At 41.2% G+C, this 24,970-nt stretch carries 28 protein-coding genes; 10 read left to right on the top strand and 18 right to left on the bottom strand.

Annotation, left to right across the window (positions count from 1 at the left end; all coding sequences use genetic code 11):
- Positions 1-148: 148 nt before the first annotated feature.
- The gene (locus AC0L3Y_RS09440; RefSeq protein WP_473461270.1) at positions 149-751 is read right to left on the bottom strand and encodes a YitT family protein; all 603 of its coding nucleotides are present in this window, start codon (positions 749-751) and stop codon (positions 149-151) included.
- Positions 752-1,003: 252 nt separating this feature from the next.
- Here AC0L3Y_RS09440 and AC0L3Y_RS09435 point away from each other — a divergent pair, with 252 nt between their 5' ends.
- The 3 genes from AC0L3Y_RS09435 to gloA2 all read left to right on the top strand — a co-directional run bounded on the left by AC0L3Y_RS09435 (position 1,004) and on the right by gloA2 (position 3,391).
- Entirely contained in the window at positions 1,004-1,897 is an 894-nt protein-coding gene (locus AC0L3Y_RS09435; RefSeq protein WP_473461266.1) for a LysR substrate-binding domain-containing protein, read from the top strand.
- Positions 1,898-2,013: 116 nt separating this feature from the next.
- Complete coding sequence (locus AC0L3Y_RS09430) at positions 2,014-2,964, top strand: LysR family transcriptional regulator (protein WP_473461263.1); 951 nt, start codon at positions 2,014-2,016, stop codon at positions 2,962-2,964.
- A 37-nt stretch (positions 2,965-3,001) separates the two neighbouring features.
- Positions 3,002-3,391 carry an SMU1112c/YaeR family gloxylase I-like metalloprotein gene (gene gloA2, locus AC0L3Y_RS09425; RefSeq protein WP_473461259.1) on the top strand — a complete coding sequence of 130 codons (390 nt, stop codon included), beginning with the start codon at positions 3,002-3,004 and terminating at the stop codon, positions 3,389-3,391.
- 51 nt (positions 3,392-3,442) lie between these two features.
- Here gloA2 and AC0L3Y_RS09420 read toward each other — a convergent pair whose 3' ends face one another.
- Together AC0L3Y_RS09420 and grxD are read right to left on the bottom strand one after the other, a co-directional pair.
- The gene (locus AC0L3Y_RS09420; RefSeq protein WP_473461255.1) at positions 3,443-4,066 is read right to left on the bottom strand and encodes a peroxiredoxin; all 624 of its coding nucleotides are present in this window, start codon (positions 4,064-4,066) and stop codon (positions 3,443-3,445) included.
- Positions 4,067-4,139: 73 nt separating this feature from the next.
- Positions 4,140-4,469: a Grx4 family monothiol glutaredoxin gene (gene grxD, locus AC0L3Y_RS09415; protein ID WP_473461251.1), complete on the bottom strand. Its 330-nt coding sequence runs from the start codon at positions 4,467-4,469 to the stop codon at positions 4,140-4,142.
- Between the two features lie 272 nt (positions 4,470-4,741).
- Here grxD and argF point away from each other — a divergent pair, with 272 nt between their 5' ends.
- Complete coding sequence (gene argF / locus AC0L3Y_RS09410) at positions 4,742-5,647, top strand: ornithine carbamoyltransferase (RefSeq protein WP_473461245.1); 906 nt, start codon at positions 4,742-4,744, stop codon at positions 5,645-5,647.
- 111 nt (positions 5,648-5,758) lie between these two features.
- Positions 5,759-6,685, top strand: a complete 927-nt coding sequence (locus AC0L3Y_RS09405) for a LysR family transcriptional regulator (RefSeq protein WP_473461237.1) — start codon at positions 5,759-5,761, stop codon at positions 6,683-6,685.
- Positions 6,686-6,725: 40 nt separating this feature from the next.
- On the opposite strand, the gene AC0L3Y_RS09400 is transcribed toward AC0L3Y_RS09405, so the two are convergent.
- The 6 genes from AC0L3Y_RS09400 to AC0L3Y_RS09375 form a co-directional block, all read right to left on the bottom strand.
- Positions 6,726-8,243: an ATP-binding protein gene (locus tag AC0L3Y_RS09400; RefSeq protein ID WP_473461232.1), complete on the bottom strand. Its 1,518-nt coding sequence runs from the start codon at positions 8,241-8,243 to the stop codon at positions 6,726-6,728.
- Between the two features lie 7 nt (positions 8,244-8,250).
- On the bottom strand, positions 8,251-8,970 hold the full coding sequence (locus tag AC0L3Y_RS09395) for a response regulator (RefSeq protein WP_473461226.1): 720 nt from the start codon (positions 8,968-8,970) through the stop codon (positions 8,251-8,253).
- Between the two features lie 56 nt (positions 8,971-9,026).
- The gene (locus AC0L3Y_RS09390) at positions 9,027-9,482 is read right to left on the bottom strand and encodes a DUF1499 domain-containing protein (RefSeq protein ID WP_473461221.1); all 456 of its coding nucleotides are present in this window, start codon (positions 9,480-9,482) and stop codon (positions 9,027-9,029) included.
- 29 nt (positions 9,483-9,511) lie between these two features.
- Positions 9,512-10,411 (bottom strand): 23S rRNA pseudouridine(2605) synthase RluB, encoded by a 900-nt coding sequence (rluB, locus tag AC0L3Y_RS09385; RefSeq protein WP_473461216.1) that lies wholly within the window; start codon positions 10,409-10,411, stop codon positions 9,512-9,514.
- Positions 10,412-10,525: 114 nt separating this feature from the next.
- The gene (locus AC0L3Y_RS09380) at positions 10,526-11,146 is read right to left on the bottom strand and encodes an L-threonylcarbamoyladenylate synthase (protein WP_473461213.1); all 621 of its coding nucleotides are present in this window, start codon (positions 11,144-11,146) and stop codon (positions 10,526-10,528) included.
- Between the two features lie 87 nt (positions 11,147-11,233).
- Positions 11,234-12,085: a PHP domain-containing protein gene (locus tag AC0L3Y_RS09375; protein ID WP_473461209.1), complete on the bottom strand. Its 852-nt coding sequence runs from the start codon at positions 12,083-12,085 to the stop codon at positions 11,234-11,236.
- Positions 12,086-12,151: 66 nt separating this feature from the next.
- Between AC0L3Y_RS09375 and AC0L3Y_RS09370 the strand changes: the two genes are divergently transcribed.
- Both AC0L3Y_RS09370 and AC0L3Y_RS09365 read left to right on the top strand, forming a co-directional pair.
- On the top strand, positions 12,152-12,688 hold the full coding sequence (locus tag AC0L3Y_RS09370) for a septation protein A (protein ID WP_473461203.1): 537 nt from the start codon (positions 12,152-12,154) through the stop codon (positions 12,686-12,688).
- 2 nt (positions 12,689-12,690) lie between these two features.
- Positions 12,691-12,993, top strand: a complete 303-nt coding sequence (locus AC0L3Y_RS09365) for a YciI family protein (protein WP_473461198.1) — start codon at positions 12,691-12,693, stop codon at positions 12,991-12,993.
- A gap of 106 nt (positions 12,994-13,099) precedes the next feature.
- On the opposite strand, the gene AC0L3Y_RS09360 is transcribed toward AC0L3Y_RS09365, so the two are convergent.
- A complete protein-coding gene (locus AC0L3Y_RS09360) occupies positions 13,100-13,381 on the bottom strand; it encodes an Rdx family protein (protein ID WP_473461193.1) in 282 nt (93 codons plus the stop codon).
- Positions 13,382-13,521: 140 nt separating this feature from the next.
- Between AC0L3Y_RS09360 and AC0L3Y_RS09355 the strand changes: the two genes are divergently transcribed.
- Both AC0L3Y_RS09355 and mnmC read left to right on the top strand, forming a co-directional pair.
- Complete coding sequence (locus AC0L3Y_RS09355) at positions 13,522-14,073, top strand: peptidylprolyl isomerase (protein WP_473461188.1); 552 nt, start codon at positions 13,522-13,524, stop codon at positions 14,071-14,073.
- Positions 14,063-16,078, top strand: a complete 2,016-nt coding sequence (gene mnmC / locus AC0L3Y_RS09350; protein ID WP_473461183.1) for a bifunctional tRNA (5-methylaminomethyl-2-thiouridine)(34)-methyltransferase MnmC2/FAD-dependent 5-carboxymethylaminomethyl-2-thiouridine(34) oxidoreductase MnmC1 — start codon at positions 14,063-14,065, stop codon at positions 16,076-16,078. The genes AC0L3Y_RS09355 and mnmC overlap by 11 nt, the downstream gene beginning before the upstream one ends.
- An 87-nt stretch (positions 16,079-16,165) precedes the next feature.
- On the opposite strand, the gene AC0L3Y_RS09345 is transcribed toward mnmC, so the two are convergent.
- Positions 16,166-16,495: a hypothetical protein gene (locus tag AC0L3Y_RS09345; RefSeq protein ID WP_473461179.1), complete on the bottom strand. Its 330-nt coding sequence runs from the start codon at positions 16,493-16,495 to the stop codon at positions 16,166-16,168.
- Positions 16,496-16,611: 116 nt separating this feature from the next.
- Here AC0L3Y_RS09345 and cysE point away from each other — a divergent pair, with 116 nt between their 5' ends.
- Positions 16,612-17,427 (top strand): serine O-acetyltransferase, encoded by an 816-nt coding sequence (cysE, locus tag AC0L3Y_RS09340; RefSeq protein ID WP_473470610.1) that lies wholly within the window; start codon positions 16,612-16,614, stop codon positions 17,425-17,427.
- A 45-nt stretch (positions 17,428-17,472) separates the two neighbouring features.
- Here cysE and AC0L3Y_RS09335 read toward each other — a convergent pair whose 3' ends face one another.
- From AC0L3Y_RS09335 to AC0L3Y_RS09305, 7 genes are all read right to left on the bottom strand, one after another.
- Entirely contained in the window at positions 17,473-17,709 is a 237-nt protein-coding gene (locus AC0L3Y_RS09335; protein WP_473461173.1) for a YheU family protein, read from the bottom strand.
- Positions 17,710-19,731 (bottom strand): NAD-dependent DNA ligase LigA, encoded by a 2,022-nt coding sequence (gene ligA, locus AC0L3Y_RS09330; RefSeq protein ID WP_473461170.1) that lies wholly within the window; start codon positions 19,729-19,731, stop codon positions 17,710-17,712.
- Positions 19,732-19,840: 109 nt separating this feature from the next.
- On the bottom strand, positions 19,841-20,860 hold the full coding sequence (gene zipA / locus AC0L3Y_RS09325; RefSeq protein ID WP_473461167.1) for a cell division protein ZipA: 1,020 nt from the start codon (positions 20,858-20,860) through the stop codon (positions 19,841-19,843).
- 65 nt (positions 20,861-20,925) lie between these two features.
- Positions 20,926-22,107 (bottom strand): tetratricopeptide repeat protein, encoded by a 1,182-nt coding sequence (locus tag AC0L3Y_RS09320; RefSeq protein ID WP_473461162.1) that lies wholly within the window; start codon positions 22,105-22,107, stop codon positions 20,926-20,928.
- Positions 22,107-22,514: a cytochrome c-type biogenesis protein gene (locus AC0L3Y_RS09315; protein WP_473461157.1), complete on the bottom strand. Its 408-nt coding sequence runs from the start codon at positions 22,512-22,514 to the stop codon at positions 22,107-22,109. The genes AC0L3Y_RS09320 and AC0L3Y_RS09315 overlap by 1 nt, the downstream gene beginning before the upstream one ends.
- Positions 22,511-23,020, bottom strand: coding sequence for a DsbE family thiol:disulfide interchange protein (locus AC0L3Y_RS09310; protein ID WP_473461153.1), 510 nt, complete (start codon positions 23,018-23,020; stop codon positions 22,511-22,513). Before AC0L3Y_RS09310 ends, AC0L3Y_RS09315 begins: the two co-directional genes overlap by 4 nt.
- Entirely contained in the window at positions 23,013-24,959 is a 1,947-nt protein-coding gene (locus AC0L3Y_RS09305; protein ID WP_473461149.1) for a heme lyase CcmF/NrfE family subunit, read from the bottom strand. Before AC0L3Y_RS09305 ends, AC0L3Y_RS09310 begins: the two co-directional genes overlap by 8 nt.
- Between the last annotated feature and the right edge of the window lie 11 nt (positions 24,960-24,970).

Here is a 24,970-nt window from a genome sequence, read left to right as displayed (position 1 = left end):
AGATCTAAAAAACGACAATTAAAACGCCCCTATTGTAGGCGTTTTCTCTGTGTTTTGTCTTGCTAGACCTTATCCTCGGGCTATTTTCATGTCAAACGCGAAACCTTCAGGTGATGTTGAATAAACCCCATATCCATAAACACGACAGCTAGCGCTTTATTTCTATAACAGGTATTTGTGCCCATTTCGGTGGACGATGGTAACGCCCAACGACAGAGCTTAAGAATAAGAAGGCAACCAGTGAATACATCAAACTACTCAGGTCAAGGAAAACGAGGGCAGCAATTAATACACAGATATCCGCAATCAAGGTGGTTTTGCCTGCATGGATATCAAATCGGCGTTCTAGGTAAACCGCCAGAATATTCACGCCTCCCAAAGATGAGTTATGACGAAACAAGATGATCAGTCCAAAGCCAACCAACAAACCACCTAACGTAGCGGCTAAAATAGGATTGATAGACAAGGAGACATAATGATTCATCAGTTCAGACAATGCCGATAGTAAACTGATACTAAAAAAAGTACGGAAGGTGAAATCTCGACCTAGTGTGTACCAAGCCAATATATAAAAAGGAATATTTAATATGAAAAACAGCTGTCCGAAGGACAAGTCTGTAACTCTGAGGAGAATCATACCAACACCTGCGGTTCCACTAATGAGTAGTCCAGCAGAATTCAAGATATGTAACCCTAATGCCACAAGTAAACAACCCTCTACAATAGAGAGCCAACGATGGGTAGTATTCATAACAAGATCCTTAACAAGAGCTGTATTAACTTTTGGTTAATAACAGAAATTTGTAACCTACGTTTCTTGTGGAAACGCATCACTCATATAAAACTCAATATTGAGCCTATAAGTAAAAAACAAAGCATATTTCGTACCATAACACTTTAGAAAGCCATCTCTTAAGATCTTTTTTACATATCTATGGTTCATTTCTATTTCAAAATACATTAACGCTATTCATTAAAACAAAAACAGAGCTACAATACTCGAATGAGAATAACACTTAGACAACTACAAATATTTGAAGCCGTTGTTCATACGGGCTCCGTTACTGCTGCAGCCGAAATGGTTTCCATTAGCCAACCAGCCGCAAGCCAAGCATTAAGAGAGCTGGAAGCCCTGCTTGGACGCCCTCTTTTTCGTCGACACGGTAAACGTTTACAAATCACCCCTCAAGCACGACATCTTTTGCCCCAAGCTCGTGCAGTCCTCAGTCAAATTGAACAAATAGAAAGCATGGGCAGCGAAGACGAACTAAGCGGCTCTTTGCATTTAGCGGCTAGCGTTAGTGTGGGCAACTATCTTCTTCCGAAACAAATGTCTTCTTTCAAACGCCAACATCCTAATATTCGTTTCAATTTGGACATAGGCAACACACAAAGCGTTATCCAGCAATTATTAACCGGTAAAGCCGAAGTAGGCTTTATTGAAGGTTATTGCCAGCATGCAGAGCTAATGACACAAGTATGGCTAAAAGATGAACTGGTTGTGTTTGGCTCAGCCCAAGAAGAACGTGATGAAAATTTGTCATGGGATGATTTACAGCAGGCAAGCTGGGTAATGCGCGAAGCGGGTTCTGGCACTCGAAACATATTAGAACAGGCAACGGCAGCACATATCCCTCAGCTTAACGTTGCACTTTCTTTGGCCCATATGGAAGCAGTAAAACAAGCCGTTATCCATCAAATGGGATTGGGCTGTTTGTCTCGAATGGCGATTTCCCAAGAACTTAATTCAGGATTAATTCGTCTTTATAAAACACCGCTCGAATTAAACCGAAATTTATTAATTGTCACACCGAAAAACACTGCATTAACGCAAAATGCTGAACGCTTTATCGAACTGTGCCGTGCTGCACCAATAATGCCCTCTAAAGAGACTTAACCACAAAAACAACCTGCTAACTTACAATAGGGGTGTTTTCTTGTGGTTGTACTTTGTAGGAAGATATCTACAATTATTTCGTAACGAATATAAATTATGTGAAACTCATAAAAACTATGAATATAAACAAAATTGATCTAAATCTTCTTATTTACCTTGATGTACTCCTTAGAGAATGCAACGTAACCCGTTCAGCAAATAAGCTTAATATCACTCAACCCGCCATGAGCAATGGTTTAAAAAGATTGAGAGACTTATTAAATGACCCTTTGCTAGTTAGAACCAGTGAAGGTATGAAGCCAACCGAGAAAGCGCTTCGCTTACAACCCATTGTGCGTAAAGTATTGCTTGAGCTGGAAGAGGCACTACAGCCAGAATCTGATTTTAACGAAACTACCAGCACCCGCGTGTTTCGCATCATGGCAAGCGATTACGCTACATCCACAGTTATTCCTCGCCTACTTAATCGCTTACGGGAACAAGCACCAGGTATTACACTGGATATCATGACACCAAGCGATGTTACGTTCCACGATGTTGAAGCTGGCAAGATAGATATGGCGATCAATCGCTTTGAAGAATTACCTCAGTCTTTTCATCAAAAAAGCGTTTGGTTTGACACTTTTGTCTGCATGATGAGTTCAAAAAACCCTGTCAAAGATCACTTTGATATTGAGGCCTATCTAAAAGCTCAACATATTTGGGTGAGTAAAACCGGCTTTGGTATCGGTGTTGGTATGGACCCAACTGATGTTCAAAAATTAGGTTGGGTAGATGAGGCCCTACAAGCTCTGGATCACAAACGCAGTATTCGAGTCTTCACTCGAAGCTATCATACAGCGATGCATTTAGCACTTGAGCAAGATTTGATTGCCACCTTGCCGAAAAAAGTAGCCATGATAAACAAGAAAAATCCTGATCTTGTTATTTTAGATCCTCCGTTTGATATTCCAGAGATCGAGCTAAAAATGATTTGGAGTCCACTACTCCATCATGATGCGAGTCATATTTGGTTTAGACGGCAGGTCATTGATGTGGCGAACGAACTGCAAGCACAGACCAAATAAACCATACACAGACAACTAATTAATTAGAAGTAGAGCCATGTTTTCCGTTTCTCATATTCATCACACCGCAATCATCTGCTCTAATTACCCTGTTTCGAAGCACTTTTACAGTGAGCTTCTTGGTTTCCAAATTATTAGAGAGACTTACCGAGAAACCCGCCAGTCTTATAAGCTAGATCTGGCTATTAATAAAACACAGCAGATTGAATTATTTTCCTTTCCTTCACCACCCGCAAGGCCATCCCGTCCAGAAGCTCAAGGCTTAAGACACCTAGCTTTTGCGACACAAAACTTAGAAGCTTGCATAAAACATCTAAATCAACATGGCGTAATAACAGAAGCCATCAGAGTTGATGAATTAACAGGGAAACGATTTACCTTCTTCACCGATCCTGATGACTTACCCCTAGAGCTTTACGAAGTATAAAAAATGCCCATCACTTTTCAGTAATGGGCACTTTTATTAACGACTAGAAAGTTATAGAGATTTAGCACTTTCCGCTAGGTAAGACGCAACACCTTCTGGTGAAGTATCCATACCCTTATCGCCTTTGTTCCAGCCTGCTGGGCAAACTTGACCATTTTCTTCAAAGAACTGAAGCGCATCAACGATACGAACCAATTCATCCATGTTACGGCCAATTGGCTCATCGTTTACAACTTGTGAACGAACGATACCTTTTTGGTCAATGACAAAAGACGCACGCATTGCAACACCAGCTGGGTAGTAAGAATCACCACCTTCAGATTCAATGCCGTACGCTTTCGCGATCGCATGATCCATATCAGCAGCCAAAGTGTACTCTACTGCGCCGATACCACCTTGTTCTACTGGCGTGTTACGCCAAGCGTTATGAGTAAAATGTGAATCGATAGAAACACCAATAACCTCTACACCCATTTCACGGAATTTATCCATGCGGTGAGACATAGCGATAATTTCAGAAGGACATACAAAAGTGAAATCTAAAGGATAGAAAAACACGATTGCGTACTTACCTTTAATGGTTTCAGACAAGCTGAAAGAATCCACTATTTGACCATCAGCCAATACTGCTGGAACTGTGAAATCAGGTGCTTTTTTACCAACTAAAATAGACATTTTTAGAATCTCCTTTTTATTAAAATTTAATACTTAATGATAAATTAACAAGTATTGAATCGAACGATGTAACTTATTCTTCAGATGAACCAACGGCTTCTTTAATCAAAGTTTGTAATTCACCATTTCCAGCCATTTCAACAATAATATCGCAACCGCCAACTAACTCGCCTTTAACCCAAAGCTGAGGAAACGTAGGCCAGTTAGCAAATTTTGGTAGCTCTGCTCGAATATCTGGATTATCTAAGATATTAACGAAAGCAAAACGCTCGCCACAAGCCATAAGTGCTTGAACAGCCTGAGATGAAAAACCACACTGAGGCGCACGAGGATTACCTTTCATATATAGCAAAATATCGTTGCTGCTAATTTGCTCTTTAATTGTGTCAATTGTATTGCTCATGATAAAAACCTCATTTTTTAAAACTGCGTCGACTGCTTGTTACTCCTCACTACAACATACAGTGATAGAATATGTGATAAAAATCACCACAAAATGGACAGTCGTTAAATTCATTAGAAAGTTGTCTCAGTTTATTGGGTCTGTGGGTGCATTTACAACCCCATAAAGATGCTTTCCTTTGTACTTTCTCTTGATAATTGGCCTTTACTCACTTGCCTGAGTGTATTAAATTGGTCGATTCCCTTTTCAAAAGATAATTAAGGAGCCTTAGCGTGTCGCCTAGACATTTTCTTACTCTGAAGGATTTATCCTCCGATGAGTTAAAACAGTTATTAGTACGAGCTTCTGAGCTTAAGAAAATCCATCATGAAGGCACTCTATTTCAACCGCTAAAAGGCCGTGTTTTAGCGATGATTTTTGAAAAGTCATCAACTCGAACTCGAGTCTCTTTTGAAGCAGGTATGGCGCAATTTGGCGGCCACGCATTATTTCTTTCTTCTCGCGACACTCAACTCGGACGTGGCGAACCAGTAGAAGACAGCGCTCGAGTTATTTCGAGTATGGTTGATGCTGTCATGATCCGAACCTTTGACCATGAAACCGTTGAAACTTTTGCCAAATATTCATCTGTGCCCGTTATCAATGCACTAACAGACGATTATCATCCTTGCCAGCTATTAGCCGACATGCAAACTTATCAAGAACATCGAGGTTCCATTGAAGGTAAGAAAGTCGTTTGGGTTGGTGATGGCAACAACATGTGTAATTCCTACATCAATGCAGCTGCACTGCTCGACTTCCAACTTGTCGTAGCATGCCCTATCGGTTATGAACCAAATGCTGAGCTCGTCGCTGAACATAAAGATCGAGTCACAGTTTTACACGATGCTCATAAAGCTGCGGAAAATGCAGATCTCATTGTTACTGATGTCTTTGCCTCAATGGGACAAGAAGACGAGCAAGAACAACGCTTAAAAGACTTCGAAGGTTTCCAAGTTAATTCAGATGTAATGTCAAAAGCACACCAAGATGCTTTGTTTATGCACTGCTTACCTGCCCATCGCGGTGAAGAAGTTTCTGCAGATGTTATTGACCGTATAGATTCAGTAGTATGGGATGAAGCAGAAAATCGCTTACATGCTCAAAAAGCATTACTCGAATTTTTACTTTGTAACTAGCAAATATTCAAAAAAAGGTGAGAACTCGTTCTCGAAGCCCGTTTAGGTTGCTCTTCACGGGCCTTTTTTATACCTTAAACATTGAAAAAAACTCATCAACAGTGAATCATCATGAGCATTATTGAAGTTAGGCATTTAAAAACGCTATCAGCACTAAGAGAAACAGGCAGCTTGGTAGAAGCTGCCGAGCGAGTTCATTTAACTCAATCAGCACTTTCTCATCAGTTGAAAGACCTTGAAGAAAAGCTAGGATGCCTTCTTTTCATTCGAAAAACTAAACCCGTCCGTTTCACCAGCGCAGGGCTGCGCTTGTTACAACTCGCAGATGATGTTCTGCTTTCATTTCGCTCTGCACAAAGAGACATACAACGTTTTGCTGAAGGCGAAAGTGGTCGATTACACATCGCCATCGAATGCCATAGCTGTTATGAATGGTTAATGCCAACCATTGACCATTTCCGTGAACACTGGCCAGATGTTGAATTAGACCTGTCTACTGCTTTTGGTTTTATGCCTTTACCAGCATTAGCCCGTGGGGACTTAGATCTTGTAGTTACCTCTGATCCACAAGATATCCCGAACATTGAATACATTCCCTTGTTTCAATACGAATCTCAAGTGGCTTTATCTCGACATCATCATTTGGCTAAAAAAGAGTTTTTAACGCCAGATGATTTTAGAAAAGAAACACTAATCACTTATCCGGTTGAAACTGAGCGCTTAGATATCTTTAAACACTTCTTAAATCCTGCTGATGTATCACCAGCCAAGATACGCCACAGCGAATTAACACTGATGATGATGCAGCTAGTTGCCAGTGGTCGCGGTGTATGCTGTTTACCCAATTGGGCACTGACGGAGTATACAAACCGTCAATATGTGATTACCAAATCATTAGGAGAAGAAGGGATTTGGTGTAAATTGTATTTGGCGATCCGTACCGATCAGCGCAACAATGCTTATATGGAAGACCTTATATCTACAGCCTCAAAGACATGCTTTAAAAACCTAAAGGGAATTTTGGCACCTGAACTTTAAACGATAAATACTCCGTTCTAAAACACGGTTACCAACAGCATCAGGATAAAGTTTTCTGATGCTGGCTACGAGACCAGATTAAACTAAACTTAGCCCCACCAGACTCACTAGCATCAATCAGAACCGCTCCACCATGCCAGAAGGCAATACGTTGAACTATGGCCAAACCTAAGCCATAACCACCTGACGCACGTGTCCGACTGTTATCTAAGCGCTGAAACGGGATAAAGACCTTATCTCTGTCTTCAAACGCAATACCTGGCCCATCATCCTCCACATCTAGTTGCCAACGATCCGCATCATGAGAAAATGTAATAGTAATATTACTTGTCGCATACTTTGATGCATTTAAAATAAGGTTTTGTAATGCTCGACTTAAATGATGCTCATCCGCTAAAACAATACTGGTTTTGCTAATATTCACGTCTACGGTCAGGTGCTGAAGCAATAAGTGGTTATGTTGTAAAATACTATCAACTAATTCATAAATCGACAGCTCACTAAAGTTAAGCTCCATAGATCCACTTTCAAGCTTGCCATAGGTTAAGACTTCATCAACCAGTGTATTCAGCTCTTCAACATCACCCTCTAAGGCTTCAATCGTTGGTGCAACGGCATCATCCACTTCATCCTTCATAACCTCAAGACCAAAGCGTAAACGCGCAATCGGTGTTCGCAACTCATGAGAAATAGCATTTGTCATTTCTCGTTGAACCTTTAATAAGCGCTCAATATGAGAAGACATAGAATCAAAAGAAAACGCTAGTTCTTTTAATGTACCACTGCTGTCAGGAATGTCTTGAGAGAGCCCACCACTTCGGCCCCGTGCAATTTGGCGGGTGATACTTTCAAAAGTTTGGCGTTTGAAATCAAGGGAAACAAGCTCTCGCCAAATAAGCAAAAGCATGACAATGATGCCAAAACTAACAATAGCGACAACGACTAGAGACAAGGGCATACCAGCTTTCTGGATAACAGATAAATGAATCACATCATCACTGTTTTTATCTTTCCATAAGAAGCCATATTGATTGTAAGCCCCATGAACTAAAGCAATACCAGTTAAAGGTTTCGACACATTAGAGGAAACATGATCAATGGAAAGGCATGACATACTTTCAAGTAAGGAGAGCTTATCTTGATAGTCGATCTTATCGGTTAACAATAAACGCCCTAATAAAGGGTCAAATTGGAACAATCGCTTTTGTTTATCTACGACACCCGTTAATAAAGGTTTATCTGTCGGGCCTAATGTTAAGCGATAACCATCTTCTGGAGATTTAAGCCAGCTCTTTTGCCCAATTAGAGGGGCAACAAGAGAGACGGGTAAAGGTTCTTTGGAATGGAGAGTCCAATTAAACTCAGACTCGGGAAGTTCTTGGCCTATACCAGAAAGCAAAATAGCAGAACTAATTTCAGCGTCGACACAAAGCAATTGCTCGGTATGCGATATACCAAACCTAACTTTGGCCACTTCCATGACGGCGTAGCAACACGCTACAATGATGACACCACCAATAATAAGGTGTCGATACAACCGCCACATCTCTGCTCTCATTGTTTCTCTATACTTCTTTTACAAATAAATAACCTTTACTTCGGATCGTTTTAATTCGACGAGGATGGATTGGATCATCCCCTATTTTAGAGCGAATACGTGACACTCTTACGTCGACCGAACGGTCTTGCCCATCGTATTCAATACCGCGTAGTTCACCAAAAATTTCTTCTCGACTCAAAATACGTCCAGCATTGCTCGACAATAACCATAACAAATCAAACTCGGCACTCGTCAATTCAACTTCTTCGTCAAGTAACCAAGCTTCACGACGAGAGTTATCTATCTTCAATGGCCCAAAAGTCAAATTCTGTTCTTTCTTAGAAGAATCAATTGATGGGTCAACATCTTGCGTACTACGACGTAACAGAGACTGAACTCTAGCAAGTAATACACGAGGTTTAGCTGGCTTGGAGACATAATCGTCAGCGCCTATTTCTAGGCCTAAAATCTGATCCACATCATCACTACGAGCCGTTAGCATTAAAATAGGTCCTTTGTATTCACTGCGAACACTACGACACACGGTAAAGCCATCAGCACCAGGTAACATAAGATCAAGAATCACAATAGACGGCTGCTCTGCAACTATACGAGAAATAGCTTTACGCCCATCCGACTCGATATCTACATTGAAACCATTCTTCTGCAAATATTCTTGAGTGAGCAAGGCTAAACGCTCATCGTCTTCAACAATCAAAATTGTTTGCTTGTCATTTACGCTCATGAACAATCCTCGTTCAGTTGTTATTGTTTCGGGTTAATAATTAGTATGCTTAAAAGTTACTCTACAAGAAGGCTTTTAATTTGATTAAACCTTTCTCTATTTACTCCAAGGTCAGAGTGTCCAACACGAGAAGCTGAACGAAAGTGCACAACGCTGTCTACTTCAGGTAAATAAAATTCGACATCATCTATATAGCCGATCAATTTACTCTTCACTTCAAAATGAACATAGCCAAGTTCGCTGTTCACAATTCGAGCATCACCATTGGTTAGCATAAGAGACTCTATTTTAAGTTGTGTGGCCTTTCGTTCGCCATTGTAAACAATAGGCTCAACGTAATGAGTCGTATCATCTGGTTGTGCTTGAGTAGATACGCAATTGGGTGATGTAGGACAAGATTTCAATAGACCATCTGTAACACCAAGCCCTTCAGGCAATCGATTACTCAAGACGATATAAATACAAAGCCCTACAACCAAAACAACAATTAATGCAAATATCCAGCGAACCATGCTTCTACGACTCCTAACCGTTTTTTATGTTAACGAAATGATCTTTTACCTGGTTTTTTAGGCTTAAACTCAGGTTTGTCACTACTCTGCCAGTCAAAGCCCTTATTGGAACGACGTGCGCCGCCCGCTGTGGCTTTATTTTTGTGACGCTTAAGTTCAAGTTTTTGCTGCTGAGTTTTTGGTTTCAATTCCGCTACTTTAAGATCCACCATAGAACACAATGAACTTACTTCAGAGTCTTCCATTTCAACCCAACGGCCCACTTTTGCCTTTGAAGGTAAAAAGATTGGTCCAAACCGTACACGCTTCAAACGGTTAACTTTTACACCTTGAGATTCCCATAAACGACGAACTTCTCGGTTACGGCCTTCCATTAAACAGACATAAAACCAACGGTTGATACCTTCACCACCACCGTCAACAATGTCGGTGAATTTAGCTAAGCCATCATCCATCATCACACCTTTTTTCAAGGCTGCTGTATTTTCTTCAGTCACTTCTCCCATTACGCGGACAAGGTACTCACGATCAATTTCTGTTGATGGGTGCATTAATCGATTTGCTAACTCACCATCCGTAGTAAAAAGTAATAGCCCAGATGTGTTGATATCCAAACGGCCTACCGCTATCCAACGCTCACCGCGTAGTTTAGGCAGTTTATCAAATACAGTTGGTCGTCCTTCTGGGTCTTTGCGAGTACAAACCTCACCTTCCGGCTTGTTATAAATAATCACTCGACGATTTTCACCCGCTTCTGTCGCAATAATAGAATAACCATCTATTGTAATTGCGTCGGTCAAGCTAACACGGTCACCTAATGTTGCCACTTCGCCATTTACTGTAACTCGACCTTCACGGATACGAGTTTCCATTTCACGACGTGAACCTTGACCAGCTCTGGCTAATACTTTTTGTAACTTTTCGTCCATTACGAACCTCTTAGAGGGAATGCTTCTCAGCAACCCAGTTTGAATAAAATTTGGTTAATTCTCTACATTATAGGCCACACACAGTGGGCCTTGACAGCTGAATATGAAACATTTTCATGAAAATGGTGTCGGATCGCCTGCGCCAATACGAATAACTTCTATTTTGTCCGTATCCATTTGCACAACGGTCGTTGGTTGTAAGCCACAAAACCCACCATCTATCACTAAATCTAGCGCGTGCTCTAAGGTATCTCGAATATCATACGGGTCTGTCATTGGGTCTGTTTCACCGGGTAATATTAGAGAAGCACTCATTATCGGTTCTCCCAATTCCTCTAATAATGCAGAAACAATTTTATTATTTGGAATACGAATCCCTATGGTCTTTCTTTTTGGGTGTAATAATCGCCTTGGTACTTCTGATGTTGCGCTAAAAATAAAAGTATAAGGGCCCGGAGTGTTCTGTTTTAGCAATCGATACAGACGATTATCAAAACGCGCGTAAGTCGATATCTCAGACAAATCACGACATACCAAAGTAAAATTGTGTTTATCGTCTAAACGACGAATGGCTCTGATTCGATCCAATGCCGATTTATCTCCAAGATGGCAACCAAGGGAATAGCCACAGTCCGTAGGATATGCAATAACACCACCATTACGAATCACTTCTGCCGCCTGTTTTACCAAACGAGACTGAGGGTTTTCCGAATGTATTTGAAAAAACTGACTCAAGGTAATCTCCACATAACACTGATTAAAACAACGCCACTTAAAACAACAAACCGTATTTATAAGAAGCTAAGCCTAATTTATACAGCTCTACCCCCAAGCCTGCCAAACCAAATTTACTTTACTTTCATGTATTTGAGTATATTTTCCGACTTGCATCCAAGGCCCAAACGGCCCATGGTAATCACTTCCGACAGACGCTTTCAAATCAAACTCGGTAGATAGACGCTCTAATAGTCGCACACTATCTGGCCGCTCATTACCCGATGCGACTTCCATCCCCGTTCCACCCCACTTTTTAAAATCTCCTAACAATCGTTTTAATTTCGTTACTGTCAGTGGATAACGTTTAGGGTGAGCTAAAATCAATTCTATATTTTGACCAGACAATGAGCTCAAAACATCTTCAAGCTCAGGCCAAACATCTCGTAACTGACCTAAACGTTTATTACCTAGGTATCTATCAAAAGCTTTATTCGCGTCTTTCACAAAACCTTGTTCCACCAGTAAACTTGCAAAGTGCGGTCGACCAAGCTGACTTTCACCTGCTAATGCGACAGCTTCATCGTATAAATCAGGCAAACCTTGCTTTACCAAAAGATCAGCTATTCGACGCGCCCTATCGAGACGTATGGTTTGATTTTGTTCAACAACCGATAATAAGGCTGGATCATCTGGCGTAAAGTTCAACGCTACCATATGCAAAGGAATACCATTCCATTGTGTTGATAGTTCAACGCCATTAATAAAACTCAATCCATGCTCAGCCGCTCTCTGGCTCGCTTCGACAAGACCGTCTAAAGTGTCATGGTCAGTAAGAGCAAATAAAGAAACATCTTGCTCTACTGCAAGGTCAACCAGTTCAGTTGGCGAAAGACGACCATCCGAGCGAGTAGAATGTGTATGTAAATCGACTTTTCTGTAACTCGCTGTTTCAGGCATAGATTGATTGTTCTTTAAAAGGAATGATGGTTATCATTGGAACAGCATACATAAATTGGTTTTTATATGAAAATACTATTCGACTTTCTTCCCATTGTTATCTTCTTTGTAGTTTACAAAACGACTGGCGATATTATTCTAGCAACGGCGGTTTTAATTCCTGCAACGATTATTCAGGTTGGCTACTCTTGGTTTAAAAACAAAACTGTAGAAAAAATGCATATTATTTCTTTGGTTTTAATCATCCTATTGGGTGGCGCTACTATTTTGTTTGGTAATGGTGACTTTATAAAATGGAAACCAACTGTTGTGAATGCCTTATTTGCAATTGTCTTTTTTAGCAGTCAATTCGTTGGTGACAAAAACATTATCCAACGCATGATGGGTGACAAATTAGAGCTTCCATTTAAGGTATGGCGCACATTAAATTTAGCTTGGGTGGGTTTCTTTGTTGCCTCAGGCCTAACTAATTTGTATGTTGCTTTTTCCTACAGTGAGGAAATCTGGGTAAACTTTAAGCTTTTTGGTTTACTCGGCATGACAGTTGTCTTTATTCTGCTGCAAGGTATTTATCTTTCATCACATTTACAAAATAAGGAATAGACATGCTTTACTCTATTGTTGGACAAGACGTACCACACAGCCTAGCTGCTCGCCAAAAAGCTCGCCCTGAACATCTAGCTCGTTTAACCGCATTGCAAGATGAAGGTCGTTTGGTATTAGCTGGGCCAAACCCAGCCATTGATTCTGACAACCCAGGCGACGCTGGCTTTACTGGTAGTGTGATTGTTGCTGAATTTTCTAGCCTTGAAGTAGCAAAAGCCTGGGCTGACAGCGATCCTTATGTGGCAGCTGGCGTTTATGAAAGCGTCTCTGTAAAACCATTTAAACAAGTGTTCCCGAACTAGTACGTCTTTGACACCAGGATAAACTGATGTCACAAAAATGCCGTAGACAACACATCGTTTTGTACGGCATTTTTATTGGCACTTAGTCAGAGGTATTAATAAGAAACTAAACTTTTACATCCGAATGCCCAAGGTCACGTTCTGGATCAATCACATCACGCATTCTTTGCTTTAATACCTTGGCTTCTGGAAATCCCTCTTCCGCTTTTCGACACCAGATTTCTTTACCATTCACCCTCACTTTAAAAATTCCACCTTGAGTAGGTAATAAAGTGACACTTTTTATATCATCATCAAAAGTGGTTAACAGCTCTTGGGCTAACCAAGCAGCGCGCAACATCCAACGACATAAAGTACAATACTCGATTTCTACGGCAGCAGTTCGCATTTGCTATCTCCAATGAATTAATTTTTTTATTTTACCCTGTGGTTATCTGAAAAAAACAAGGTAAAAGATCTTAAAAACGTCTTGGCATGTTATGACACGCCCCATATCATTGCTGCATATATCAATAAGGGAACCATCCTATGCATAAATCTATCATTACTGGTCTTGCACTACTCGCTTTTTGTACTCAAATACAAGCAACTGAAGTAGATATTTTAACAAGCCAAGGCGCAATCCGTGTCGATCTTAACGACGAAGCAGCACCGAAAACAGTAGAAAACTTCTTACGCTATGTAGATGAAGGCTTCTACGACAACACGATTTTTCATCGTGTAATCCGTGGTTTCATGGTGCAAGGTGGTGGCTTTACCGAAGACCTAGAACGCAAAAATACACATAAAGCTGTGGCTTATGAAGGTGACAACCAACTCACCAATAACCGTGGTACCATAGCAATGGCTCGTACTCAAGATCCAAACAGTGCGACATCACAATTCTTCATTAACCAAGTAGATAATAACTTTCTAAATCACGGTGCTCGTGGTGGTGCTGGTTACACAGTATTCGGTCAGGTTATCTCTGGAATGGATGTTATGGATGATATTTCTGCAGTACCAACTGGTTCTGTAGGCCCTTACCAAAACGTTCCTAAAACACCTGTTATCATCAAGAGCGTTACGCGTGTTAACTAGTTACCGCTTACAACAACCTGAATTAAACTGGGGAGAAGATGGTGCGCCTCATTCCACCCAGTTTGATGATGTGTATTTTGATAAAGAGTCTGGCCTAGAAGAAACACGTTATGTCTTTTTGCAGCATAATCATCTTGCTGAACGCTGGACAAAGTTACAACAGAACGCCTTTGTCATCGCAGAAACTGGGTTTGGTACAGGGTTGAATTTTTTATGCGCATGGCAAGCCTTTTTAGACGACGCTCCAAGCGATAAACAACTGCATTTTATTTCTGTTGAAAAATACCCTCTCACCAAAGAGACACTAAGAACTGCTTTAAAAATGTGGCCATCTATTGATAGCTTCAGCCAACAATTAATCGAAGCTTATCCAGAAGTTTGTCATGGCTTTCATCGTATTGAGCTTGAACAAGGCCGTGTTCAACTAACACTCTGGTTCGGCGAAGCAGAAGACGGCTTTGCAGCTTTAAATGCCGATGTAGACGCTTGGTTTCTCGATGGTTTCGCACCGAGTAAAAACCCTGAAATGTGGACTGATAAACTTTTCCAACACATTTACAGATTAAGTCATCAAGGCACAACTTGCTCAACATTTACTGCCGCTGGCATTGTCCGTAGAGGATTAAGAGACGTTGGTTTTGAGGTCAAAAAAGTAAAAGGCTTTGGCCAAAAAAGAGAAATGGTTGTTGGTGAATTAACCCAACCTAGCCAACCCGTAACAGAGCGCATGTCGCAAGGCCAAGCTTGGTTTAATGTACGACAAGAGTCTCCTACTGAAAAAAGCAAAGTTTTAGTAGTTGGTTCCGGTTTAGCCGGCGCCAATACTGCTTACGCATTGGCTCAACAAGGCGTTAATGTAGTTGTTTGGGAAAAAGGCGATCGCATTGCTTGCGCTGCGTCAGGCAACCCTCAAGGTATGCTGTACCCAAAGTTGACAGTACAAGATTCTTTCCTTAATCGTTTTTATTTATCCGCTTATTTACATGCTACACGACTTTACGCCAAGCTGGATAAAGACAAAAACTTTTGGGATCAATGCGGCCTTATTCAAATTCCCAAAAATGATAAAGAAAACGAACGTTTTCAAAACATTCTACAAGCAAAACTCTATCCTGAAATTGTTTTACAGGCCTCAGAAGAGAAACCGGGAAGTTTATTATTGCCATTATCAGGTTGGGTTGCACCCGCTGAATTATGCCGCTCTCTTTTAGATCACAAAAACATCGAAGTGAAACTCAATACAAACTTAGAACAACTTGAGCTGATAAAAGACAAAGTTCAGGATAATCAAGTTCATATTCAATGGAAAGCAACATCAAATAACCAAGAACAGCTCTACTCCCATGTAGTACTTTGTACAGCAAATGATACAAACGCCTTTAATATGGTTGATAAAACACCCACTATGCCAGTTCGAGGGCAGGTCTCTTGCTTAACTTTAGAGGACGCTACACGAGCGTGTTTAGAAAAAGGGGAATCGGTCGACCAGCTAGCGATCCAAAAAGTGTTATGCGAATTCGGTTATGTATCGCCACCTATGGATGGATTAATACATTTTGGTTCAACCTATGATCTGAAAGACAACGACACCGAGGTACGCGAAGAAGGTCACAAGAGAAATCTAACGATTTTAGAAAACCTTCTCGAAATACCAAATAATACATTCGCGACGAAAGATTGTAAGGGAAGAGTATCATTTCGTTGTGCCGTATCAGATTACATGCCAATCGTTGGTCCAGTGCAGTCGGAAGAGGTTTATCAACAGGCTTACGCCCATTTAACTAAGAACGCAAAGTGGAAATCAGACAACGTAGAAGAGGTAATTAGTCAGCTATACATTAACGTAGGACATGGTTCGAGAGGATTAATTTCAACGCCGTTAAGCGGAAATTATATTGCTAGCTTGATCACTAATACACCTTCACCGTTAGAGCAGGAAGTCAGCTATAAATTACACCCTAGCCGATTTATCATTCGCGAATTAAAACGCCGTCAAGGCAGTTAACCATTGCACTTTGATTAGGCCTGCATTGAGTCTATGGGACTCAATGCAGTAACTTTGGCAATCCAAAGCTATCACTACAAAGCCATTCTATGATTCAAACAGCTCACAGGCACTTGGAATAAGTTCAGCAAATTTATTTGCCGTTTGTTGACGATAAATATATTTATTCAGTTCCGGTAGCAGTGCACGTAATTTATCACTTAACTGCAACAAACTTGGGTTCATTGGTTCATAAGGATAAATATGATCTTGTAGACTCAATTTATGTAATTCATCTAACTCATCTTGTAAGATACTTTTCATTGCGAAAAAACGGTCTTTCTGGTTGATATCATTGGTTTCCCAATACGCATCAGAAAAGGAAGTGTTTAATTCATAAAAGATATGCAGTGCATCAGCAACATTTTTTTTAGACATATTATCTCCATCTTTTTGAGCAATCTTCACATTGCCCCTTGTAATGTTTAACCCTAACCCTATAACCTACATTCTAAACATGAACGAATATAGGTGAATACCCCTTGAGTACAACAATGCATCATGCCGTGACTCCGGACAATCTATGGCAGTCTTTACAAGCCGAAGCTGATAAGCTTGCACAAGATGAACCCATTTTGGCAAGCTATTTTAACACCACGATTCTACGTCATGATTCATTATGCTCAGCATTAAGCTTTTTACTTGCCAGTAAATTAGACAGCATATCAATACCTGCTATGGTTTTACGAGAAGTATTCCAAGAAGCAATGGCAGACACTAACTCTGGCATTGTCAGATGCATCGAGCAAGATATTTTAGCAATAAAAGAAAGGGACGCTGCATGCGATACCCTAACAACACCTTTGCTATTTTTTAAAGGCTTCCATGCCTTGCAAACTTACCGTGTTGCAAACTGGCTATGGAGCAACAACAGAAAAAGTTTAGCTTTGTATTTACAAGGTCAAATGTCAATGGTGTTTAGCGTTGACATTCATCCCGCGGCTACCATTGGCTGTGGTGTCATGCTAGACCACGCCACAGGCCTTGTCGTCGGTGAAACCTGCGTTATTGAAGACAATGTATCCATTCTGCAATCTGTAACACTTGGCGGCACAGGTAAAGAACACGGTGATCGTCATCCTAAAATTCGTTCCGGTGTTTTAATTGGCGCTGGTGCGAAAATTTTGGGTAATATCGAAATTGGTGTCGGTGCGAAAATTGGCGCCGGTAGCGTTGTGTTAGAAGCCGTTGAACACCACACCACGGTAGCAGGTGTGCCAGCTAAAGTGGTTGGACGTAACACAGAAGAAGAACCAGCTTTGGAAATGGACCACAACATCAACCATTGCCTTCGAGAGACTGCTGAATAAATCTCACTATTATTAAATTAGTAACACTGTTAAACAATTATGACCTCAAATGAGGTCGTAATTGTTTAACGCATCCTTCGGCACCATCTTGATAGTTTCACTTTCCGTATCAAATAACAAAAACGCTTCACCAGATTTAAGGTAGCCCAACGCTTGTTCCCGTTTCTGAGCAACCGACAAATCATAATCGCCATAATCTGTACCATCTCGCGAAACAATGTCATCTAAAATCTGTTCTAACGTATCAGGCGATAATGAGTCGTAAGGAATAAGTGTATCCAATTAAAGTGCTCCATATTGATGAAGTAAAGCAATTACACCAGCTTCATCAATGATTGGTATATTAAGAGATTGCGCCTTAGTGAGTTTTGAGCCGGCCTTTTCACCTGCAACCAAACAATCTGTTTTCGCTGAAACAGAACCACTCACTTTTGCACCTAATGCTAAGAGTTTGTCTTTTACTTGATCACGGCTAAACTGACTCAAAGAACCAGTAACAACATAAACCTTCCCTGATAATGGGAGCTCATCAATTAATGCTTGTTGTTTTTTCTCCCAGATGACACCAGCAGCCAGCAATCCACGAATTGTCTCTCTATTAACTTCTTGATCGAAAAACATTCTGACGTGCTGAGCAACAATCGGCCCCACATCGTCCACTTCCACCAAGGTTTCCTGATCTGCGGCCATCAAGTCCTCTAACTCATCAAAATAGCCAGTTAACGCACGTGCAGTTGCCTCGCCTACTTCGCGGATACCTAAAGAATATATAAAACGATTAAACTGCGTTGCTTTAGCATTTTCGATCGAGCTAAGCAGTTTCTCTACTGACTTCTGCCCCATGCGCTCCATTTCTAAAAGCGCCTCTTTCTTCTCATGTAAGGTAAAAATATCGACAGGTGTTTTGACCATTTTCTGATCCACCAGCTGCTCAATTAATTTGTCTCCGAGTCCGTCAATATCCATGGCTTTACGTGAAACAAAATGCTTTAAAGATTCTTTTAATTGAGCACCGCAGACCAAGCCACCAGTACAGCGGATAATTGCTTCTCCCGCTACTTGCTCCACATCTGAATCACAAATAGGGCAAGTACTTGGAAACGCAACTTCAAAAGCATTTTCTGGACGTTTTTCAACAACTACTTGAACCACTTTTGGAATCACGTCACCAGCACGATGAATGATCACATAATCATTCACCTGAACGCCGAGACGAGCAATTTCATCTTTATTGTGTAGCGTGGCGTTCGAAACCGTAACACCACCAACAAAGACAGGCTCAAGCCTTGCTACAGGCGTGATCGCACCTGTACGGCCGACTTGAAAATCGATGCCTAATACTTGTGTCATCTCTTCTTGAGCAGGAAACTTTCTGGCAATTGCCCAACGCGGTGCACGTGCAATAAAACCCAGTTGATTTTGTAGAGCAATTTTATCGACTTTATAAACGATGCCATCAATATCATAAGACAGACCATCACGCTTCTCATTAAGCATTTCATAATACTCAATACAACCTTCTGCGCCTTCGACTTTTTGCATAAGATCATTGGTACGAAAGCCCCATTCACTCAACTGCAACAAGCCATCATAATGGCTTTCAGGTTGTTCCCAACCTTCTACATAACCAATGGAGTAAGCACACATAACCAGAGGACGGGACGCCGTAATCTTAGGATCTAATTGACGTAAACTACCAGCGGCAGCATTTCTAGGATTTACAAAAGCCTTATCGCCCTTTTCTATCGCCAGTTTATTTAATTTTTCAAAACCGTCTTTTGGCAAATAGATTTCACCACGCACCTCCAAAACAGCTGGAGGTGTTTGTGTACGGAGCTTTAAAGGAATGGAATAAAGCGTTTTAATATTGGAGGTAATATCTTCACCTGATAAGCCATCACCACGAGTCACGCCACGGACTAAACGCCCTGTTTCATAACGCAGACTAATAGCCAAACCATCTAATTTCGGTTCACAGCAATAAGTAACTTGATGATCAGACTCCAGCAATTTACGAATACGCAGATCAAAATCCGTTAATGATTCATTATCAAAGGCATTATCCAGAGACAACATAGGAACCGTATGAGCCACATTAGCAAAGCCATTGTCCGGTTTTTCACCGACGCGCTGAGTCGGTGAATCCACATCAATCCATTCAGGATACTTTGCTTCTATTTCTTGAAGCTGACGATAAAGACGATCGTATTCCACATCAGGAACAATTGGACTATCTTTTACATGATAGGCATAACTGTAATCATTAAGTTGCTGAATCAAATCCAGCATCTGCTGATGTATCATGTTTTTTTCTTGGCTCTCTTGGCTCATATATAAGTAAACTCGAAGTCTTGTGACGAAAACAATCAAGGCCCCTTAGGGCCCTGATCATTCTTTCTTAGGTCTAGTTTTTCTACTGTTTGGTCCGCATTAAGCGTCGGCGCTCAAAATCGCGTATGCGCTGGCGACAATGGGCAATCGTCTGTTCACTCATCGGACTGCGGCGCTCATCTCGTAGTTCGCCACCTAAATTACGTACTAATGTTTGTGCTGTCTCAAGCATAAAATCAAACGCTTTCATGCTGTTTTTAGGTCCAGGTAAGCCCATAAAGAAGCTCACACCTGGGCAATCATTTTCTCCCATGGTTTCTAAATCGAAGGTTCCAGGTTCAATAGCGTTAGCCATGCTAAATTGCACTCGCCCACGATCAAAACCATCTTCATGGCGATGAAAAATATCCATTTCACCGTAACGCATACCACAATTCAAAATAAGCTGCAGCAGCTCCATACCTGAGAAACTTTGCTCTTCAGGGGCAAGAATATTAATGACAATGACTTCTTCAATTTCTGTAATATCATCATCGTCTTCGTGATCATCTTCTATGTCTTCAACAATGCCTTGAGGTGTAACTTGAGCAATATCTACTTCAGAATAGTTACGCTCGTAATCTTCATCATGTTCTTCGGTTTCTATCTCAGCTTGATCATTTGTTTCTATATCGAAACCAAGATCCAGCTCGTCTTGCTCATAAAAACCATCATCAGAGTAATTCTGCTCAGTAATAGCCGAATCACCAAAGTCTTTATTAGGCACCAAGGTTGCTAATTCATCGAGATACATTTCTTCATCTCGATCCAAAGTAGGCCCAGAATCTACTTTATGTGGTACTTCAGTCAAAGGCGCTTTAACGGTTTGTCTCGCATTTTCAAAAGCATTCACAATAGGATCATGGGATACTTTTGAATGACTACTGGATGTTGAAGTACCACCTGACGACAACATATCATCAGAGTTATCAAATTGATCAGAGTCATCGTTTGACTGAGTAAATTCTTGGCCTTTTTTATAGCGACGAAATCCGTCTATGAGAATCGCGACAATAATCACGACCCCAATCAAGATAAGCCACTCACGCAAGCTAAATTCCATTACACATTCCGAATTACTTCTATTTAAGTTAACGTTATTATCAGACGAAGCGACTTAGGATTCAATTATAAGGCCACCTTGATTACGATAATCTCTTTACGATTTGTAAGTAAACCTTCTTTTATACCGATAATTCGTCCTTTTGTCAGATCATTGTCATTAATGTTCGACAATTTCACTATCAAATCGACCTTATTGATTTCTGCAAGCGTTAAAGTTGGCATCAGCGCATCCAAATTCGTTAACAGAATAGGTTGACCAAGTTCCTCCGGCAGCACTCTTTGTATTGCCACTGGCATCTTCTGCCCTTTTGCCAAGGCATAAACTAGTAAGACGTCACCAGAATGCCATTGTAAATTACTTAGCTCCCATTCAATTTTTACCGCAACTTGATGTGTGATGATGGGAGCCACTTGCTCATAACTAATATCACCCGCTTCACGCGCTTTACCAATCGCTGACAATAAAGCAATACGCTCTACAGAGCGAGAGTTGTAACGAATGGCTTCTTGCCAAGCCAATACCGCACCTAAGTAGTTTTTTCGATCAAACTCAGACACGCCTTTTAAACCGAGCGCAGTCGCTTCTGTCGGAACGTTTTTCAGTATTTGATCTACCACTCGACGCATTTTTTCAGAACTTTGATTACCGTTCGCATAGAAAATAGTTTGAGCATATTCCACCAGTAAACTTGTGCGATTTCCGGCATTTTCTGGCAACCTATACAACGCTTTTTCAAACGCACTAACAGCCTCGTCATATTTTCCAATGCTGACAAAATCAGTCGCTTCGTAATACCAATCTTCAGGCCTGTCATAACGCCGACTTCGGTATTGAAGAAAGCCACTCACTTTTTCAGGTGTAAGCTGTTGGTTTTGCAAATCTTGTGTAAAGACCACTTCTTTTGAATAGCCCATCCACTCATACAGGCTAACGCTACCAAGAACAGCAAGAGTAACGATCACCAACATAACCCATCGGGCTAACTGAACGTTAGTATGAACAAAATACGACTTCTTAATAGGCTGTAAACTCGCTTCATGCTCAATATCGAGTAAAAGCTGTGCCGACTCCTGTGATGTTAATCGTCCAGCTTCCACCTCTTCTGCAATTTCAGCTCTTCGTACATTAGAGAAAACCTGCTGGCTAGTATCAATACGCTTACCAGAACCTAAAGCCACTGAATAATAAAGATACAAAATACTCAACACTATCATGGCGCACATAATTAAATAGGCAATGATCATCAGGAAGCCTCACGCTTTTTGCGATTCATTATTAACACCAAAGCAAACGCGACAAAACCCAGTCCAAGTAAAATAAAGGGGCCATACCAAAGTAAAAAGGTAGCGGAAGATTGCTGTGGTCGATAAAGCACAAATTCACCATAACGAGCGACCATGTAATCAATGATTTCTTGATCCGTTTTACGCTCTTCTATCATTTGATGAACTTGCTCCCGTAAATCGACAGCAATACCTGACGCCGAATCCGCTAAATTTTGATTCTGACATTTTGGGCAACGTAACTCTTCAATCAGGCTTTGATAGCGAGTTTTGTTCAAGGAGGAACTAAATTGTATAAGTTCATCCGCCACACTACTAACAGAGAAAACCAATACAAACCATACAACAAACGCTTTCAATAACATCATTGTAAATAGCCTTTTATTTCTGGCCAGTTATCTGAATTTACCGGACCTTGATGACGATACACAATCTGACCAGAAGCATTCACCACAAAGGTTTCTGGTGCGCCTGTCACGCCCAGATCAACACCAAAATGCCCGAGCTCGTCCATCAATATCATTGTATAGGGATTGCCTTTTTCAATGAGCCACTGTTCTGCCAAAGACTTCTCGTCTTTATAATCTACCCCAACTAAAGTCACACCTTGCTCAGCAAGCTCTGCCAAAAATGGATGCTCAATATGGCACGCAGGACACCAAGTCCCCCAAAAATTAATCAAATAAGGCTGCTTAGGTAAATCTTCTTGAGTAAGCACTTGATCGGTTTCCAATGACACCAAATTAAAGTCTGGTACTTTTTTTCCTATTAATGCAGAAGGCATGTATTGCGTATCTTTGCCCAACTGAAGATAAAAGAAGCCCCCTAATACCAAAAACACGAACAGTGGAATAAACAGCAAAATCTTACGCATGATCATCACCGACTCGTCTTTTATAACGCTTGTCTAATGCGGCCAATAAACCGCCAGCCATCATCATTAAACCACCCAACCATATCCAGCGCACAAAAGACTTAACATAAATCCTCACACCCCAAGCTGAACCCTCTAATTTCTCCCCTAAAGAAATGTATAAATCTCGAGTAAAGCCAGCATCTAAGGCAGCTTCTGTCATGACTTGCTGCCTGGTTGTAAATAAGCGTTTTTCTGGGTGAAGCACAGCAACAGGTAGACCATTTTTGTAAGCCGTAAAATGCCCTTTATCTGCAACGTAGTTTGGCCCTTTAACTTGCTCTAAACGATCAAATCTAAACTCATACCCTGCAACATTTGCTTGGTCGCCCGGAGACAATCGCAGTAAGGATTCACTGCTATTTAGACTCACTAAAACAATGCCAACTAAGGTAATAATGATGCCAAGATGGGCCAGCAGCATACCGTAGTAATTTCGTGGTAATTGAAGAGCGCGCGGGATAATACCTTTGGTTCCAGCCGACACCTTGCTGAACCAATCACTGAAAGATAAGCACACAACCCAGAACGCAACCGCCAAACTTAACCAAGCAATCAGGTTCAATTCATAAATAAAAACAGTCACACCAGAAATCAGTATCGACAACACCGCCGACACTAGACAAGGCCAAAGAAAAACCCTTGATTTGGTGTTATGCCATTTTGAAAGAGGACCAACCGCCATGAAAACAATCAGTAATAATGCAATGGGGGTGAACACCGTATTAAAGTAAGGCGCGCCTACGGAGATTTTACCCAAATCCAAAGCGTCGAAAATCAACGGATATAAGGTGCCAAGTAAAACGGTCAGTGTCAGCACGGTGAGCAATATATTGTTCAATAACAACCAAGCTTCTCGCCCTGTTACCCCAAACGATACGCTTGATCTTACTTGTGTTGCTCGAATGGCATACAAAAGCAGACTGCCACCAACAAGTATTAATAATAGAGCCAAAATAAACACGCCACGGGTCGGGTCTGCAGCAAAGGAATGAACAGAGGTTAGTACGCCAGAACGGACTAAAAAGGTACCAAGTAGCGACAAGCTAAAAGTGAAGATCGCCAACAAAACCGTCCAACTTTTAAATACACCGCGTTTTTCTGTCACCGCTAACGAATGTAATAATGCGGTTCCAGCCAACCAAGGCATAAACGACGCGTTTTCAACTGGGTCCCAAAACCACCAGCCTCCCCAGCCAAGCTCATAATAAGCCCACCAACTTCCTAGCGTAATGCCAAGCGTCAGAAATGCCCATGATGCCGCAGTCCAAGGTCTCGCCCAACGCGCCCACGACGAGTTTAAGTTTCCGGTAATAAGCGCAGCAACGGCGAAAGCAAAGGCCACAGAAAAACCGACATACCCCATGTACAACAAAGGCGGATGAACAATTAAACCAAAGTCTTGCAAGAGTGGGTTTAAGTCGCCACCGTCAGCGGGTGCATTTGGTAATAAGCGAACAAAAGGAGAAGACGTAAAAAGAAGAAATGCCAAAAAACCTAAACTAACGAATCCTAAAACCGATAGCACAACTGGGCCAATATCTTTGGGAAGCGTTTTAATCTTTAGAGCAACAGCAGAACACCAACCGACTAAAATCAACACCCAAAGCAGTAATGAGCCTTCATGCCCTCCCCATAAGGCACTCAATTTATACCAAATCGGTAATTGGCTATTTGAATTCTGGCTAACATACAAAACAGAGAAATCATCGGCAGCAAAGGACCACCCCAATATAATAAAGCTCACTAGAACCCAAAATGACATAACAAAAGTCAAAGGTCTGGCCGCCTCTAACAATAATCGATTCCCAGTCCAGTAACCAAGCAGTGGCACAAAGGCCAAAGAAAAAGCAAAAAACAGTGACAATATCAGTGAAAACTGACCAATTTCAGGAAGCATAAAAAGCCTAA

Source organism: Marinomonas sp. GJ51-14 (assembly GCF_055808695.1).
This window is presented reverse-complemented; position numbering and strand designations above follow the sequence as displayed.